At 38.3% G+C, this 16,470-nt stretch carries 18 protein-coding genes and 1 tRNA gene; 5 read left to right on the plus strand and 14 right to left on the minus strand.

What is annotated here, in order from left to right; genetic code table 11:
* Positions 1-16: 16 nt before the first annotated feature.
* The 5 genes from HDT10_RS06705 to argF form a co-directional block, all read right to left on the minus strand.
* Entirely contained in the window at positions 17-1,660 is a 1,644-nt protein-coding gene (locus tag HDT10_RS06705) for a methyl-accepting chemotaxis protein (protein ID WP_290881471.1), read from the minus strand.
* A 94-nt stretch (positions 1,661-1,754) separates the two neighbouring features.
* Entirely contained in the window at positions 1,755-3,095 is a 1,341-nt protein-coding gene (locus HDT10_RS06710; RefSeq protein WP_290881474.1) for a (Fe-S)-binding protein, read from the minus strand.
* A gap of 11 nt (positions 3,096-3,106) precedes the next feature.
* On the minus strand, positions 3,107-4,480 hold the full coding sequence (hemN, locus tag HDT10_RS06715; RefSeq protein ID WP_290881476.1) for an oxygen-independent coproporphyrinogen III oxidase: 1,374 nt from the start codon (positions 4,478-4,480) through the stop codon (positions 3,107-3,109).
* A 20-nt stretch (positions 4,481-4,500) separates the two neighbouring features.
* A complete protein-coding gene (locus HDT10_RS06720; RefSeq protein ID WP_290881479.1) occupies positions 4,501-4,923 on the minus strand; it encodes a DUF2603 domain-containing protein in 423 nt (140 codons plus the stop codon).
* Positions 4,902-5,822 (minus strand): ornithine carbamoyltransferase, encoded by a 921-nt coding sequence (gene argF / locus HDT10_RS06725; RefSeq protein WP_290881483.1) that lies wholly within the window; start codon positions 5,820-5,822, stop codon positions 4,902-4,904. Before argF ends, HDT10_RS06720 begins: the two co-directional genes overlap by 22 nt.
* Before the next feature lie 107 nt (positions 5,823-5,929).
* Between argF and hypA the strand changes: the two genes are divergently transcribed.
* The gene (hypA, locus tag HDT10_RS06730) at positions 5,930-6,274 is read left to right on the plus strand and encodes a hydrogenase/urease nickel incorporation protein HypA (RefSeq protein WP_290881485.1); all 345 of its coding nucleotides are present in this window, start codon (positions 5,930-5,932) and stop codon (positions 6,272-6,274) included.
* A gap of 163 nt (positions 6,275-6,437) precedes the next feature.
* Here hypA and feoB read toward each other — a convergent pair whose 3' ends face one another.
* The 6 genes from feoB to HDT10_RS06760 all read right to left on the minus strand — a co-directional run bounded on the left by feoB (position 6,438) and on the right by HDT10_RS06760 (position 11,782).
* A complete protein-coding gene (gene feoB / locus HDT10_RS06735) occupies positions 6,438-8,564 on the minus strand; it encodes a ferrous iron transport protein B (protein WP_290881487.1) in 2,127 nt (708 codons plus the stop codon).
* A gap of 2 nt (positions 8,565-8,566) precedes the next feature.
* On the minus strand, positions 8,567-8,797 hold the full coding sequence (locus HDT10_RS06740; RefSeq protein WP_290881491.1) for a FeoA domain-containing protein: 231 nt from the start codon (positions 8,795-8,797) through the stop codon (positions 8,567-8,569).
* A 187-nt stretch (positions 8,798-8,984) separates the two neighbouring features.
* Entirely contained in the window at positions 8,985-9,536 is a 552-nt protein-coding gene (locus HDT10_RS06745; RefSeq protein ID WP_290881494.1) for a YqiA/YcfP family alpha/beta fold hydrolase, read from the minus strand.
* Positions 9,537-9,553: 17 nt separating this feature from the next.
* A complete protein-coding gene (gene tpx / locus HDT10_RS06750; RefSeq protein ID WP_290881496.1) occupies positions 9,554-10,048 on the minus strand; it encodes a thiol peroxidase in 495 nt (164 codons plus the stop codon).
* 68 nt (positions 10,049-10,116) lie between these two features.
* Positions 10,117-11,172, minus strand: a complete 1,056-nt coding sequence (tsaD, locus tag HDT10_RS06755) for a tRNA (adenosine(37)-N6)-threonylcarbamoyltransferase complex transferase subunit TsaD (RefSeq protein WP_290881498.1) — start codon at positions 11,170-11,172, stop codon at positions 10,117-10,119.
* A complete protein-coding gene (locus HDT10_RS06760; protein ID WP_290881500.1) occupies positions 11,159-11,782 on the minus strand; it encodes a hydrogenase-4 component G in 624 nt (207 codons plus the stop codon). Before HDT10_RS06760 ends, tsaD begins: the two co-directional genes overlap by 14 nt.
* Positions 11,783-11,851: 69 nt before the next feature.
* Here HDT10_RS06760 and HDT10_RS06765 point away from each other — a divergent pair, with 69 nt between their 5' ends.
* The 4 genes from HDT10_RS06765 to HDT10_RS06780 all read left to right on the plus strand — a co-directional run bounded on the left by HDT10_RS06765 (position 11,852) and on the right by HDT10_RS06780 (position 14,041).
* Positions 11,852-12,919: an agmatine deiminase family protein gene (locus tag HDT10_RS06765; RefSeq protein WP_290881503.1), complete on the plus strand. Its 1,068-nt coding sequence runs from the start codon at positions 11,852-11,854 to the stop codon at positions 12,917-12,919.
* Between the two features lie 45 nt (positions 12,920-12,964).
* A tRNA-Leu gene (locus HDT10_RS06770) sits at positions 12,965-13,049 on the plus strand.
* A 25-nt stretch (positions 13,050-13,074) separates the two neighbouring features.
* Complete coding sequence (locus tag HDT10_RS06775) at positions 13,075-13,422, plus strand: hypothetical protein (protein ID WP_290881505.1); 348 nt, start codon at positions 13,075-13,077, stop codon at positions 13,420-13,422.
* A 58-nt stretch (positions 13,423-13,480) separates the two neighbouring features.
* Entirely contained in the window at positions 13,481-14,041 is a 561-nt protein-coding gene (locus tag HDT10_RS06780; RefSeq protein ID WP_290881507.1) for an FkbM family methyltransferase, read from the plus strand.
* A gap of 30 nt (positions 14,042-14,071) precedes the next feature.
* Here the strand turns inward: HDT10_RS06780 and fdhD are convergent, their stop codons facing one another.
* Genes fdhD through fdh3B form a run of 3 tightly spaced genes read right to left on the minus strand, consistent with a single transcriptional unit; the run spans position 14,072 to position 16,465 of the window.
* The gene (gene fdhD, locus HDT10_RS06785; RefSeq protein WP_290881510.1) at positions 14,072-14,866 is read right to left on the minus strand and encodes a formate dehydrogenase accessory sulfurtransferase FdhD; all 795 of its coding nucleotides are present in this window, start codon (positions 14,864-14,866) and stop codon (positions 14,072-14,074) included.
* On the minus strand, positions 14,866-15,825 hold the full coding sequence (locus HDT10_RS06790) for a formate dehydrogenase subunit gamma (RefSeq protein WP_290881513.1): 960 nt from the start codon (positions 15,823-15,825) through the stop codon (positions 14,866-14,868). Before HDT10_RS06790 ends, fdhD begins: the two co-directional genes overlap by 1 nt.
* Positions 15,826-15,835: 10 nt before the next feature.
* Positions 15,836-16,465 carry a formate dehydrogenase FDH3 subunit beta gene (fdh3B, locus tag HDT10_RS06795; RefSeq protein WP_290881515.1) on the minus strand — a complete coding sequence of 210 codons (630 nt, stop codon included), beginning with the start codon at positions 16,463-16,465 and terminating at the stop codon, positions 15,836-15,838.
* Positions 16,466-16,470: the final 5 nt, after the last annotated feature.

Below are 16,470 nucleotides of genomic sequence, written 5' to 3' on the forward strand. Positions count from 1 at the left end.
CTTTAGAATTCCAAACTTAAATTTTAAAGTGATTGATATGATTCCTCAAAACATTAGCGATATTTTTAAGCGTCTGTGCCGCTTCTGTATTGCTTTCCATTAACTCTGCGGTATTTTTGGAATCCCTTGAGATTTCATCTAATTCTTTGGATAAATTTTCCATATCTTGCACTTGCTCGTAAGTTGCATTGGTTACTTCTTTTGCCTTACTAAGCGAATCGCTTGCTTGGGAATTAATTTGTCCTAAGATTTCACTTGCTTCATTGGCGAGTTCCATACCTTTTTCCACTTGAGGCACTGCATTTTGGATTGCTTCAACAGCGGTTTGTGTTTCTCCTTGAATCACTTCAATCATTCTTGTAATTTCAGAAGTTGCCACCCCTGTGCGTTCAGCCAACTTTCTAATTTCGTCAGAAACAACAGCGAATCCTCGCCCCGCTTCCCCTGCCCTTGCGGCTTCAATCGCGGCATTAAGCGCAAGTAAATTTGTTTGGTCTGTGATTTCTTTGATGAGATTTGCGCTTCCACCAATTTCTTGAGAATGTTTCTCAAGCATACGAATATGCTCCGATGAAGTTGTAACGGTCTGTGTAATTTGCTCAATACTTTCTACCGTTGTTTTCATCGCCTCCATACATTTATCAGATAGATTTGTAGTGTATTCAGAATTTTCCTCTGTTTGTTTGGCAATATTAGAAATATGATTCACCATATTCATTACTTGCTTAATGCGTTCCACAGAATCCCCAGAGCTTTGCACTTGGCGATAAGAGGAGGACTTGGATTCTTCAGAACTTTTTGTTACCGCATTTGCCCGCTCATTCAACTCTTGCGCAGAATTCATAACCTCCGCAACAATGCCCCGCAATCTTTCTTGCATTTGTGCCATAGAGGCAAGCATACTTTCTTGATATTGTGTTTTGATTGGAGTATTCAAATTGCCATTTGCGATACTCAATACCACTTTAACAACTTCTTTTGGCTCTCCACCCAAAGAAGCAATCACAAGACGCGTAATGTAAAATGCTGTAAACATTGCCACAGCAAAAGCAATAATAGACAACCAAAGCGTTAGATTCAAATAACTTTCAATCTCATATCTTGCAGTATTAGATAGCTTTTGATTCTTATCCTCTTGATGGTCAATAAACTCATTAATCACATTGAGCCACTCTACAAATGCCCCACGTGCTTGATGAATCAATAATTCGTTTGCGCTTTCTCTATCCCCTTGAGCTTTTTTATTGATAATTTCAGAAATCAAAGGCATTGTTTTTACTTCCACACCCTTAATGCGTTTTAGAATCTCTTTATCTTTCGCATCTATCATATTCTCATTTTTGAAAATTTCGTCCATTTTCACTGCGGAATCTTTATAAAATTCCTCTAACTTCTGAATCAAACGCAATGTGTTCTCAATCTCTTGCACATCATTGAGAATTACAACATCACGCAACGCAATGGCTCTATCATGCACACTTCCACGAAAGTTAATTGCATAACGTTGTTTCACCGCATTAACATCACTAATCTCGGTCAATGTTTTCTCTACGAAACTAATTTTCACATAGCCTGTAAATGCAATTAAAACAATGAAAGCCAAAAGAACACCAAATCCAACAGAAAGCTGTGCCTTTAATGATAAATTTTTTCCAATCATAATTAATATTCCTTAATTTGAACTATAAAACTTTTTATTATATTCAAACTAAGCTTAAAAAATTTAAGATAATAAAGATTTATCACAATATCTTTTATTTATTGTGTTCTAAAATCACTTTGGCAATCAACTCTAAAGGGTGCAAAAATGGAATCTCTACTTTTTCTTGATATAAGGCATTACTTAATTGCATACGACAGGCACTACATTCTGCCGCTACAAAATCTGCTTGTGTTTTTTGTATCATTTTCGCTTTTTTGCTTCCTACTTTTTTTGCTAATGCGAATCGTTCCGTCTGAATTGTAACACCACCAAACCCACAACAAGAGCTAGGCTCTTCCATTTCAATTAAACGATAGTTTTGTTCTAATAGTCTGCGGGGTTCTTTGTAGATTCCAAGAACTTTTTTTGCGTGGCAAGGGTCGTGATAGGTTAAACTTAACTTTTCATCTTTGCGATTTTGTTGTATGGCTTGCAAATATTCTACTAAATTTGTTTGAGATTCTAAATATTTTGTTGCCATAGAGATTTTTGGCAAGAGTTTTTCTATTCTTGACTTTAACTCTAAATCTTTTTCCATAAAATGCTTCCAATCCTCTAATACCATCGCCCCACAAGTCGCTTCTGGAATTAAAATCGCATCTACTTCATCAATGAAGCTTTCAAAGTATTCTACATTATGGCGAATCAGTGTATCTACACTCGCAAAATCACCCGTGAAATAAGCAGGTGCTCCACAGCATTTTTGCCCTTTGGCAAGCTTGGCATTGATACCTAGTTTTTCTAAAATCACGAGCAAAGATTCGCCCACTTTTTTATAATTATAATTCCCCAAACAACCAATAAAAATCACTACTTTCGTTGGATTTTGCGCAAGATTCTGTGTGGAATTAGAATCCAAATCCTTTGGCTTAGTGAAATTAATTTCCTCTGGATAAGAGTTTAAAAAACTTTGATTGGCGATTGCGCCAAAGATTCTGTTTTGGAGCAGAGGCAAAGTAAAACGAGGCTTGATAGAATGACCGTCTCTTGTTTTTTGGTAAAGCAAAGGCACAAAAAGTGCCCCTAATTTGAATCCAAAATCCATCATTTTTCTATGTTTTAAGAGATAAAAAAAGGCGCGTTTAAACCAAGCAATTCCATATTTTTGGGCAATTTCATAGCGGATATTTTCAATTAAAGTGTCTGTTGGCAAAGAATTAGGGCAAACACTTACGCAAGTGGTGCATAAAAAACAAGTTTCAAAAATTTCTTTAGCATTCTTATCTAGGGGAATCTCATTGCGTTGATATGCACCCAAAATATCAATAAATCCACGCGGAGAAGTCGCTTCATCTCCATTAATACCAAAAATTGTGCAATCAGGCAAACATTTACCACACTTGACACACGCATTACTCGTCTTTAGATAATCATAATTTTCAAAATGTGCCATATTATTACCTCTCAAATCGTCTTGCTAAACACCTTTTGATTTGTATTAAATTTCTTTAAATAGGCATCAAATGGCATTGCAATATTACGAATCATTAATGCGCCTGTCTGACTGACTTTGATTCCTTGCTCATCTATCATTACCAATCCCACTTCACTTAAAGGCTTCAATTCCTCTAATGCGTCCTTAAAATATTCCTTGAAATCAATCTGAAATTGTTGATTAATTGCATTAAAATCCAATTTAAAATTGCTCATTAATTGCATAATCACTGCTTTTCTAAGCTTATCATCAAAGTTTAATTGAATCCCTTTAACAAAGGGCAAGCGGTGATTATCTAATGCGTTTTGATATTGCGGCAAGTCCTTATAGTTTTGCGCATAATAATTACTACCGCCCCCAATGGAAGTTAGTCCAATACCAATGGTTTGTGTGCCACCTTGTGTGCTATATCCTTGAAAGTTTCTTTGCAACTGCCCCTTTTGAATAGATTTAAACAACTCATCATCGGGTTTTGCAAAATGGTCCATTCCAATCATTTGGTAACCCTTTTGCAACAAATAACTAATCGTCCATTCCAAGATTCTAAGTTTCTCTGCGGGTTGCGGGAGCGTTGTTTCATCAATCTTGCGCATTGTTTTTTTAATCCAAGGAACATGCGCATAATTAAAGATTGCAAGGCGGTCAGGGTCTAAAAGCAAACAAGATTCTAAAGTCTGCTTAAAAGTCTCTAAACTCTGATAAGGCAAGCCATAAATCAAGTCAAAATTAATAGAAGTAATCCCAAACGACCTTGCTAAGTCAATCGCCTTTTTGACGAGCTCAAAGGATTGGATTCTATGGATTGCGTTTTGCACTTTCTCATTAAAATCTTGGATTCCAAAACTTAGACGATTGAATCCTCCCTCCTTTAAAACCTCCATTTGTGCTTGTTCAAAAAATCTAGGGTCAATCTCACAAGCAATTTCTGCATTTTTGCTAAAATTTGGAAAAGTCTCCTTCAATAAGCCAATCAGGATTTCTAATTCTTGCGCATTAAAAAAAGTAGGTGTGCCTCCGCCAAAATGCAACTGATAAACAGACTTTGTCGTATCCATTGCTTCTTTTAATAATCTCAATTCTTTCTTAAGATACTCCAAATAAACCGCTTTATTTTCCTCTTTGCTTGTATAGATGACATTGCAACCACAAAAATAACAAGCACTCCGACAAAATGGCAAATGCACATAAAGCGAAAGTGGACTTTTATCTGCCCTTAAATCTTGTAAATACGAATCTAGTGTGTAGTTTTCATTAAATTCTATTGCAGTAGGATAACTAGTATAACGCGGACCAGGCTTAGAATAAGTAGCGAATTGTTTAAAATCAATCTTGCTTGATTGCATTTTGTGGAATCCTTATTAATTTAGAGTGAATGAGGGACTTTAGAAATCTCAAAAAACAAATAAGGATAACGTTTCTTAAGATTTTTTACCAAAGCCTTAGGTTCTTTTTTGTAATTTTTTGCTTCTTTTAGCGCAATGCACCACACATCTTCAAAGTCAATGGGTACATTATAATAAATCTCTTGCTCTAATTTAAAAAGATATTTGTCTATTTCAAGTTGTTTGGCGGATTCTAAAAGCTGCTGCATATTTTTCTTAGACACAAGATAAAATTCCTGTGCGTTTTTATCCTTGAAACAATAAGTCAAATCTCCGTCTAATGCAGAATCTTCAATCACCACTTGCGTCTCCGCGCTTTTCAAGATTTCTTGTAGAGATTCGTAAAGATTGTTTGTCTGCTGCACTGAATTTGTTTGTTTTATTAGCGGTTTTGGTGTAGCCAAACCATTACTCCTTTTTGTGCGTGTAGGCGATTCTCCGCCTCTTGAAAAATTTTGCTTTGCTTGGATTCCAAGACTTCTTCTGTAACCTCTTGCCCACGATAAGCTGGTAAGCAATGCAAGAATATTGCGTCTTTTTTCGCAAGTCGCATTAATTCGCAATCCACACAATAGCCTTTAAAAGCTTTCTTTCTTGCTTCTTTTTGCTCTTCTTGCCCCATTGAAGCCCAAGTATCAGTCGTTACAACATCAGCTCCTGCCACTGCTTCTTGAGGGTTTTCACTTAGCAGAATCTTCGCACCTGAAATTTTAGCAAAACTTTCTGCCTTTTGTAGAATATTTTTAGAAACTTCATAATCTTTTGGAGAAGCAATCCGCAATGTAAAACCAAGTTTAGCCGCAAGCATAAGCCAAGAATGTGCCATATTATTGCCATCGCCGATATAAGCCACTATGGGATTCTCATCTTTTTCACATTCTTGCATTGTCAAATAATCCGCAAGGAGTTGCATAGGGTGGAAATCATCACTCAATCCATTAATAACAGGCACGCTAGAATACTCTGCAAACTCTTCTATACGCGAATGCTGATGCGTTCGCATCATCACCAAATCCACCATAGAAGAAAGCACGCGTGCGGTATCTTTGATTGGTTCGCCACGTCCTAATTGTGTATCATTGCTGGATAAAAAGATTCCGTTGCCACCTAATTGGTAGATTCCTGTTTCAAAGCTAATGCGCGTCCTTGTAGAACTCTTTTCAAAAATCATTCCCAAAGTCTTATATGCAAGCGGCTGACTATATATTCCGCTTTTGATTTCCTTTTTAAGACTTTTAGCAAGAGCTAAGATTTCTAAAATTTCCTCTTTGCTAAAATCTGCCAAAGTCAAAAAATGTCGCATTGCGTAGCTCCAAATAGTGAAATTAAAAAGATTTAATTTTATCCAATCAAGCTAAAATAAAACTTTAAAGCCTTATAATACAATGATTTTCTTAAATAAGGCTAACTATGCACGAATTTTCTATCGTTTCCTCTCTGTTGGAATCTTGCGAGGAAATTGCACACAACAACCACGCGACAAAAGTCCTTGCGATTCATTTAGACATTGGCGAACGTAGCGGAGTGAATGTCTCCCTACTCAAAAGCGCGTTTGAGGAATTTAAAGTGGGAAGCCTCTGTGAAGAATCCAAGCTTTTAATCCAAGAATCCAAAGTAGAACTCACCTGCGCTTTTTGTCATCAAAGCAGCATTCCAAAAGAATTAAACTACACACATTGCCCTCTCTGTGGAAGCAATCAAGTTAGCATTACAAAAGGAAACACAATGCTACTCTTACGTCTGGAAATGGAATAAACATCGTTGCAAGCAAAAATAAGCCCAAGATTTTGCATTACAAGCAAGTTTTTAGCTTGCGTGGCAATCTAAGTAAAGAATCTCACCGATAGCTTGTGATTCCATTGCAAAGATTTTAAGCTACAATTATGGATTGTCGCAAAGCTAACGTCTCTTGCAATTTTTAGTTTAGAATCACACCCGCAATAAGAGAACCAAAAAACGCGACAATATAGGCGCATACGCTTGTTAGGAGAAACAAAAAGGCAATATATTTCAATCCGCCCGCTTCTTTGCCAAAAACCACCGTTGCGGCAAGGCAGGGATTGTAAATCATGATAAAAAGAATAAACGCAACGGCAGTTTGCAATGGAATCGCGTTTTTAATAATCTCCATGAGCGTCTCGCTCTCCTCATCAATGTCGCTACCGAGCGAATAGAGCACGCCCATTGTCGAAATCACGACCTCTTTTGCGGCTAATCCGCTCAAGAGTGCCACGCTCATGCGCCAATCAAATCCAAGTGGTGCAAAGATGGGCTCAATCAGCTTGCCCGTCATTCCGAGATAGCTATTTTCAATCAGCGATTCTTCGAGCGCAAATGTAAGTTTTTCTTTTGCTTCGTCATCATGTGTTTGTTCAATCTTGTTTTCATAAATCGCCCTCGTTTCGTCTTGGATTGGATACGAGCTCGCAAACCAAATCAAGATAGAAGCTGCCAAGATAAAAGTCCCTGCCTTTTTAAGATACATCTTTGCCTTTGTATAAATAGCAAACCAGACCAATCGCCAATTGGGCATACGATATTTTGGCATTTCCATGACAAAGGGTTCATCTGCGCCCCTAAATGCAGTTAGACGCAGAATCTTTGCCATAACAAGCCCAAGCAATGCGCCCAAGATATAGATTCCAAACAACCAATTCCCGGCGAGTTGCGCAGGAAAAAATGCGCCAACAAATAGCACATAGACAGGCAATCGCGCCCCGCAGCTCATAAAATTGATGATAAAAAGCGTGAGTAATCTATCCTTGCGGCTTTTTAATGTCCTTGTCGCCATGAATGCGGGCACAGAGCAGCCAAAACCTGTTACAAGAGGGATAAAACTCTTGCCATGCAAGCCAAATTTATGAAAGAATCCGTCCAATAAAAACGCGACACGAGACATATAGCCCGTTGTTTCTAGTAATGCGATTCCAAAGAATAAAATCACGATATTGGGCAAAAACAAAATCACTGCGCCAACGCCGCCGAGGATTCCATCAGCAAGCAAAGACGAAAGAGCCTCGTTTGGCACATTGTCTTTGACCAAATCGCCAAGCCAACCAAAGAAAGCTTCAATCATATCCATAGGCAATGCGCCGAGCGTAAAGGTGAGCTGAAACAATGCCCACATGAAAAACAAGAATATCGGAATCCCCGCGTATTTGTTGATGAGAATCTTATCAATCGTGTGGGTATAGTTACGTGCTTTTTTTGTTTCATAATCGATTGTCTCGGTAATCAGTCCCTGCACAAATGCGTTTAAATCGTCCAAGAAAATCTCTTTGTTAGAGGGCGTGTCATAAATCGTATAGAGATTGTTCAAAGATTCTTGCAATTTTTGCGATAGTTCTAGCCAAATAGGCTTTTCGTGCAGAATCGCAAATGTCTTCTCGTCTTGTTTGAGCAACAAAATAGCAATTTGGCGCGCGCTTAGTTGGAGCGATTCGATACTCGCGTCTTTTTTACTCTCGATAAATTCTTCTAAATGCAAAATCTCCGTTTCAATCGCATTGCTATAAATGCGCTTATTTGTGCTTTGCCCTGTTTCGTGTATTGTAATAATGCTATCGAGCAAGAGTTCCAAGTTCTCTTTTGTGTGTGCAGACACGCGCACGCTTGGAATCCCGAGCAATTCACTCAAAACTCTTTCGTTAATCTTTATCCCCTCTTTTTGCGCCTCATCGCTCATATTGAGTGCCAAAATCATCTTTTTTTGCATTTCGAGCAGTTGTGCGCTCAAGAGCAGATTGCGTTCCAAATTTGTCGAATCTGCGACATTTACGATTAAGTCATAATCATTGGATTCCACAAAATTTTTGGTGATTTTCTCTTCGTCAGAATACCCATAGAGCGAATATGTCCCGGGCAAATCGATGATTTGGAGTGTATAGCCCTTGTGTGTCGTGCTCGCTTCGGCTTTTTCGACCGTTACACCCGGGAAATTTCCGACTTTCATCGCAGAGTGGCAAAGCGCATTAATCAACAAACTTTTACCGACATTAGGCTGCCCTATGAGGGCGATTCGGATTAGTTTTGACCTTGCGCTCATCTTTACCCCAGCACTCTTTTAACTTCAATTGCATTCGCTTCATCGGCACGCAAGACAATGCAATTTCTATCAAGCTCAACAAGAATGGTAGAACCACCCAAAGAAGTCTCAAGTTTTTTGATTTGTTTTGCTTTCGAGATTCCAAAGCTAAAGAATCTATCGCGCAATTGCTCATCAACTCCCAAATGCGTAATAATACCGTATTCTCCATCTTTAAGCGCGTTGATTGTCATTTTAAGCTCCCACTTGAATCTTTATAAATTATGCTTCAAATTTTAGCTTTTAGAAAGTTAAAGCAATATTAAAATTGATTATCATTTTATAATCATCTATTTTAATTGATAGCAAACAATCATTCTTACACGCAACATATGAGGATTAAAATATGAAAGTTTAATTGGGATTATCTGTAATTTATAATCAAATCTCTTCTGCCCATTTTAAAATGGTGTCTTTTTGAGAGATGAAATTATCAAAGTGATGCGAGCCACCCTCTTCAATGATAAGTTTAGAATCTTTAAATTTCTGCGCTGCGATTCTGTAATCCAACACTTGGTCGCCACTCTGCAAAAGCACGCAGTAAAGCTCTGGCATAATAGAATCCACAAAATATTGCTTAAGACTCTCTACTAAATCTAAACTCCAAAAAAATGAGCTTTGATTATAGGGAACATAGATTCGCCCAATTGCTGGCAACAAAGTCCTATAAGCGTCAATTACTGGATTAATCAAAACAGCTTTTAGATTGTATTTTTGAGCTAAAAATGTCGCGTAATAACCGCCAAGCGAACTACCCACAAGGCAAATCTTATGCGCTTGAGAATGTTTCAAGATTAACGATTCTATAAGGCTAATTGCCAAAGTAGGCACATAAGGGAGATTTGGAGTGAGTGCATTAGGGGCAAAAGCCGCTATTTGCTTGCCTTTATAACATAGTCCCACACTACGAAATCCGTGCAAATACAGCAGCACTTTGACGCCCTATTAAATTATTTGACAGCTTTTAGTGCTGCTTCATAATTTGGCTCACTTGTAATTTCGCTCACGATTTCTTTATGGACAATCTCACCTTCAGGATTGACGACAAAAACCGCACGCGTCAATAAACCCTCTAACGGAGAACCCGCCAAAACTACGCCATAAGAATCGCCGAAGTCTTTGTGTCTAAAATCACTCAAGGCAGTTACATTTTCAATTCCCTCCGTAGAGCAAAATCTACCTTGTGCGAAAGGAAGGTCAAGAGAGACGACAAAAACTTGTGTATTGGGAATATCTGCGGCTTTTTCATTAAATTTGCGTGTTTGTGTCGCACAAACTCCTGTATCTAGGGAAGGCACAACATTAATGATTTGATATTTGCCACTTGCACCTCCTACACTTTTAACGCTCAAATCCCCTGCGACTAAATCTACCTTTGGAGCTTTATCGCCAATTTTAACTTCTTTACCCGCAAGTGTTACTGCGCTACCTTTGAAAGTTACCATTTTGTTTCCTTAAAAAATATTTTTGTAAATTGAGTGTTTATTATTAAATAACGAAACTAAATTTTAGATTAAAATGTTTCAATTCTTGGACGCGTTTGCAAAGAATTAATGGAATCAAATTCCTTGCGCTGATAAGATTCTATTGCTACGCGTCCAATCATTGCTGCATTATCAGAACAAAATTCAAGTGGAGAGAGTAATAATGTAACACCATAATTCTCACATATTTTTGCGATTCTCTCTCGTAATGCTAGATTTGCACTTGCCCCACCAACGATTCCGAAATACTTCCATTGGTTAGAGCTAATGGAATTTTGTGCAAAAAATATTTTGCATTTTTGCACCAAATGCGTGATAGCCGAATCCTGAAAGCTTGCACATAAATTTACTTTAAATTCCTCGCTTAAGATTCCTTGCGATTCCTTTTCTTTTTCTATTTGCATTCTCACTGCATTCTTTAGTCCAGAAAAGCTAAACGCATATTGTCGCTTATCACGCAAGGGAATAGGAAAAACAAAAGAATCGCATAAGCCTTTCTGCGCATAAGATTCCACGATTGGACCTCCGGGATAGCCCAAAGAGAGCATTTTAGCTACTTTATCAAAGCTTTCGCCAAAGCTATCATCTAAACTTCGTGCCTTGATTTCAATTTGATGAAAGGAATGTGCTTCAAGCAGCATTGTATGCCCTCCCGAAACCAAAAGCACACCCAAAGGAAAACAAGCATCGCATTCCAAAAATAGAGAATACAAATGTCCTTTGAGATGATTAACGCCAATCAACGGGAGATTTAATGCAAAACAAAGAGATTTTGCCATCATTAAACCCTCCAATAAAGTAATGTTTAAACCCGGCTCTGTGGTAACAGCAATGGCTTTTAAGTCTTTGAAGTAAGGTTTGACCTTTTCTAGGATATGCGGTAATGCTTCTGCGTGTAATCGGCTTGCGAGCTCTGGCACGACACCGCCAAAGGCGGTATGTTGCTTCTCTTGAGAGATTTTCTGATGAAAGATTAGATGCTTGGAATCTATTTGAGTAAGTGCGATAGAACTATCATCACAACTACTCTCAATGCTTAAAATAAGCCCGTCCAAAGATTCTTTCACGCTTTTATGCGTTCTCATCTAGGACATTGACGCCCAAACTTGCTAGTTTTTTATCTACCTTTTCTAATGCTTTTTCCAATGTTTCTTTGCTAATGTCTGGCAAATTACCTCCCCAAGACCTCTCTGCTTGATTGTATCCTCTGATGATTCCCTCTCTACCTGCTTTGAGTTTTTCAATATCATCTCCCGCGCCTGCTAAAACAAAATCTGCGATTCTATCAGAAGTTTTTGCAACACCAAAGAATCCGTCTTCTGCAATCAGTGCTTTTGCTTCATCTTGAGTTAATTGCTGAATGGGCTTGCCATCATAACCGATAGAGCTTAAATCCAAGCCATTAAGGATATTATTAAGTTTGAATGGGTCGTTCATTGCACTTGTACCCATTCCAAAGAGTCCATTTTGTGAAGAGAAGTTTGTATCACTTGAAATCGTAATGTTCATTTGGAATTGCACAATATAACTCATCATTAAAGATTTTGCATCAACTTTTGACGCTGCTTCTTGAATGCTTTTGTTTCTATCTTCCGCAGAAGTCTCATCTTGTTTAAGCGGATTAGAACTCATTGCGCTTTGCAAATCTTGCGCATACTCAAAACTACTTTTAGAATTTACTGAATTAATTGCCATCTTGTCCTCCTTGACAAAAATTTAAGATATGTAATAATATCGTCATTTTTTTAAAAAAGAGTATAGGAAATGAAAAAATTTTTTGCAGAATGGGAAAAACAAGATGGAATCTTGCTATCATTCCCCCATAAAAATTCCGATTGGAAACCTTATTTAGACGAAGTTCGTTCCACTTATTGCGAAATTATTTTTGCAATTTTGCAAGTGGAATCCTGCCTGCTTGTATGTGAAAACAAAAAATCTACCAAAGATTATGTGGAAAATTATTTCAGCCAAAAACATTGGAATCCTAAGCTATTGGCAAATTTATACTACATAGAGATTCCTAGTAATGACACTTGGGCGCGCGACTTTGGAGGCATTACCATTGCCAAAAATGACAAAAATATCGTGCTTGACTTTGGATTTAATGGTTGGGGATTAAAGTTTGCTTCTAATTTTGATAACAAAATCACACGCCAACTCGCCAAACTTAAAATCTTCCAAACCATTAAAACTGAAAAATTAATTTTGGAGGGCGGAAGCATTGAAAGCAATGGAGCAGGAATCCTACTCACCAATACACAATGCTTGCTAGAGGGAAATCGTAATCCATTTTATTCTCAAAAACAACTTGAAAAAGAGCTTAAAAAGTCCTTAGGGATTCAAAAGATTCTATGGCTCACAAGTGGCTATTTAAGCGGAGATGATACAGATAGTCATATTGACACCCTTGCGCGTTTCGTGGATAAACAGACGATTGTTTATGTGGATTGTAAGGACGAAAACGATACGCATTACCCCGCACTTTTAAAAATGAAGCAAGAATTAAAAAGTCTGCGAGACTTAAAAGGCAATCCTTTCAAATTAGTTGCATTACCTTTTGTTGGCGCAAAATATTATGATAACGAGCGTTTGCCCGCTACTTATGCAAATTTTTTATTTTTAAACAAAACAATTTTGCTCCCCATTTATCAAGATTCCAATGACGCATTGGCAATAAAGATTCTGCAAAAGGCTTGCCCAAAACATAAAATTATCCCAATAGATTGTTCGGTTTTAATAAGACAACACGGCAGCCTGCATTGCATTAGTATGCAGTTTCCTAAAAACACATTAAACTTCAAAGCCTTAAAGAATCTCCAAAAAAGATTGTAAAGTTATATTAAGAATATTTTAGTAAAATTTCGCTCTATTTTTATTGCGGAAATGGCGAAACTGGCAGACGCACTAGACTTAGGATCTAGCGCCGCAAGGCATGGAGGTTCAAGTCCTCTTTTCCGCACCATTCTTAACTTTATAAAGACAATAATATGGTATCACAAAATCTCACTTCATTAAAAGAATCTTTAGATTTTCTTGCTTTACAAATGAAACAAAACAACTTGCTTCAAAATCAAATTTTAATGTCTCAAATCATTACCAATGCAAAAATAAATAAAAAAGACAAACAAACCCTCTTGCTTTTATTGCAAGATAGAGACAGAAACTATCTCCGAATTAATCACAACACACAAGTCTATACAAGAATCAAAGAATATTTAGAGATTCTACGTCCTCTTAAATGCCACCGTGATACACTTGTTAGAATCGGTGGAGAAAATGACGGAGGATATGTTATGTGTCGTTCTCTCTTAAAAATGGGGGGGGGGGCAGAATAAAGTCCTCGCTAAAGCCATTTCGCTAGGTGTATCAGACTACTCTCCTTGGGATTTGGAGATGGCAGAGCTTGGCTATGAAGTCATAGAATACGATGGAAGCATTGCACATTCACCCTACACGCATCCAAACATTACTTTTCACAAAAAATTCATTGCGGCACACGATAGCGATTCCACCATTACACTAGATACACTCATTAAGGATAATCAGCTAGATTCCACACAAGCAAATATCCTGCAAATTGATATTGAAAATGCAGAATGGGAAATGCTAGAGGGAATCAAGATAGAATCTCTCGCACAGAATTTTGCACAAGTGATTTTTGAATTTCACGGCTGCAATCCAGAGGAAAGAGAGGGATTCCACCAAAGAATCACACAACTTAAAACTTTAAATCAGCACTTTTGCCCTATTCACTTGCACTTCAATAATCACGGCAAAATCTTTTATTCTAAAGGCTTATTTTTCAGCACCTCCGTAGAGGTGAGCTACATTAACCGCAAACATTTAAAGGATTTAGGCTTCAATGCAAACCAAAAAATAGAACAAGGGATTCTAAAAGATTTAGATTCCCCCACTTGGTTACCAAATCCAGAGATTCCGATTCGTTTTTCATAAGCCTTTGAATCAGTCAAATTTATAGAATCTTTATTCTACAATTCTCCCGCTATGCGTATAGACATTTGCCTTATTCCCACGCGCAAAGCCTACAAGCGTTACTCCTGTCTCCTGTGCAGCCTTGACACCCATAAAAGTTGCCGCCGCCTTAGAAATGACAATGGGAATATTATGCATTACCGCTTTAATCACCATTTCAAGCGATAATCTCCCACTCACATAAAGCACCGCATCACGTGTATCCAATCCTTGCAAACGCGCCTTTCCCATTACTTTATCAATCGCATTATGTCGTCCAATATCCTCGCAAATCAATGAAGAATCTCTCAACAACAACATCGCCTTATGCACACAGCCTGTTTTCTCAAACCATTCACTTGGCTTCTCAAAACATCGCAAATGCGAGAAAATCTCACTACAAGAAATCTTTCTATCCGATTCCACAAATTTCTCTATAATGTGTCCCTCTAAATTTCCAGCCACTCCTACACAACAACCAGAAGTAAGCGTTTTTTCGCGAAAGAGATTATGCAGATTTTCCTCAATAATTTCTGCCTCTATTGCGACAGATTTTCCGTCTTTAGCAATCTCTAAATGCCGAATCTGTGAAATATCATTAATCACACCCTCACTTATCAAAAACCCAACAATATGGCAATCCTGCTCTTGTGGGATACTCATAACTGAAAGTAACTTCTTGCCATTAAGGTAAAACGCAATGCGTTCCTCTGCTATAACACAATCTTCAACGAAATTGAGAGACTCCCCCCCAAATCCATTGGGAGAGATTTTCTCAATTTTTAATGCTTTATAATAGGATTCCATTATGCTGCATTTAATTCTTTGTAATAATAACTATGCAAAATCGCAATTTCTTCTTCACCCATATGTCCATCAAGGATAGAATGCAAAGCTCCCTCAATCGCAAAGACAGCCATATAAATATGGGTAATAAGCAGTGCAACGACCAAGAATCCAATACAATTATGCGCTAATGCCATCATTCTCAAAGTGTCAATATCGCTGAATTGGAAAAACATAAATGCACCTGAAATTACCATCGCAAATCCGCCAAGAGTGCAGACCCAAAACCACATTTTTTGCCCTGCATTAAACTTTCCTGCAGGGATTGGTTTTTTCTCTTTGCTTAAATATCCACCCATAATCATCAACCATTGAATATCATAGGCTTTCGGCAAAGCACTCTTAAACCACATCAAAAACATTAAGACGCCAAAGACTGCAAAGACAACCGTTGCGATTCCATGCACATCTCTCGCAAAGCGTACCAATCCTCCCCCGCCAAGTTTGTCGCCAAACACCATTACCAAACCTGTAAGGCACAAAAGAACAAAGGGAATCGCGGCACACCAATGCACAGCAATGTTATAACTAGAAAACACGCGAATCTTCTTGCCATGATTAAATTTCTTTTGCCCGATGAGCATAAAATGCCCCAAAAAGGCTAAAGGAACTAAAATAACAAGAATCCCAAAAATCGTAGCGAAATAATGTCCTTGCAAAAGCGTAAAGATTTCGCCAAGCCCTTGAGAATTGGGCGAGCCAATACCCCAAGTTTTAATCGCCTCAACTTCTGGACCACCATAAATAAGTGGATTAGCTCGCTGCTCTGGTGTGATGAGAGCATTATTACCCTCAATGAACTCGGCATATTGCTTGCCGTCCTTGTTAGGAACGCTTGGATTTGCTGCAAAAGCAACATTAACTCCCGCTACCACAAGCATTAACATTAAGATTCTAAAGAATTTCGCAAAATTTCTCATAGAATCCCCCTTAATCACCATACGCCGTTTTCCACACATTAGGCACAGCATTAGGGATATTCTCTCCGCGAACGGTTGCACGATGCGTGATGATATTTGAAACTTCTTCGCCGCTTCCTGCAAGCAATGCCTTAGTGCTACACATACTCGCACACATTGGCACTTTGCCTTCAGCGATTCGGTTTTGTCCATAGAGATGATATTCTGCCTCGCTATTGGTTTCTTCAGGACCTCCTGCACAGAATGTGCATTTGTCCATTGCTCCACGCGAACCAAATACGCCATTTTTAGGGAATTGTGGCGCACCAAAGGGGCACGCATAGAGACAATACCCGCAACCAATGCAGGTTTTTTTATCGTGTAGCACGATTCCATCGGCACGAATATAGAAACAATCCACCGGACAAACTTGTGCGCAAGGCGCGTCAGCGCAATGCATACAAGCAATAGATACGGCAGTTTCTTTGCCAACAACACCCTCATTAAGCATTACGACTCTTCGGCGATTGACACCCACAGGCAAGTGGTGCGCTTCTTTACAAGCAACATCACACCCGTGGCACTCAATACAACGATTCGTATCGCAGTAAAATTTGACTCTTGAGAAATTCTCAAGATTACTCGGAATTGTATTACTCATTTTTT

Origin of the sequence: Helicobacter sp., assembly GCF_014799995.1 — a bacterium.
GTDB lineage: Bacteria > Campylobacterota > Campylobacteria > Campylobacterales > Helicobacteraceae > Helicobacter_D.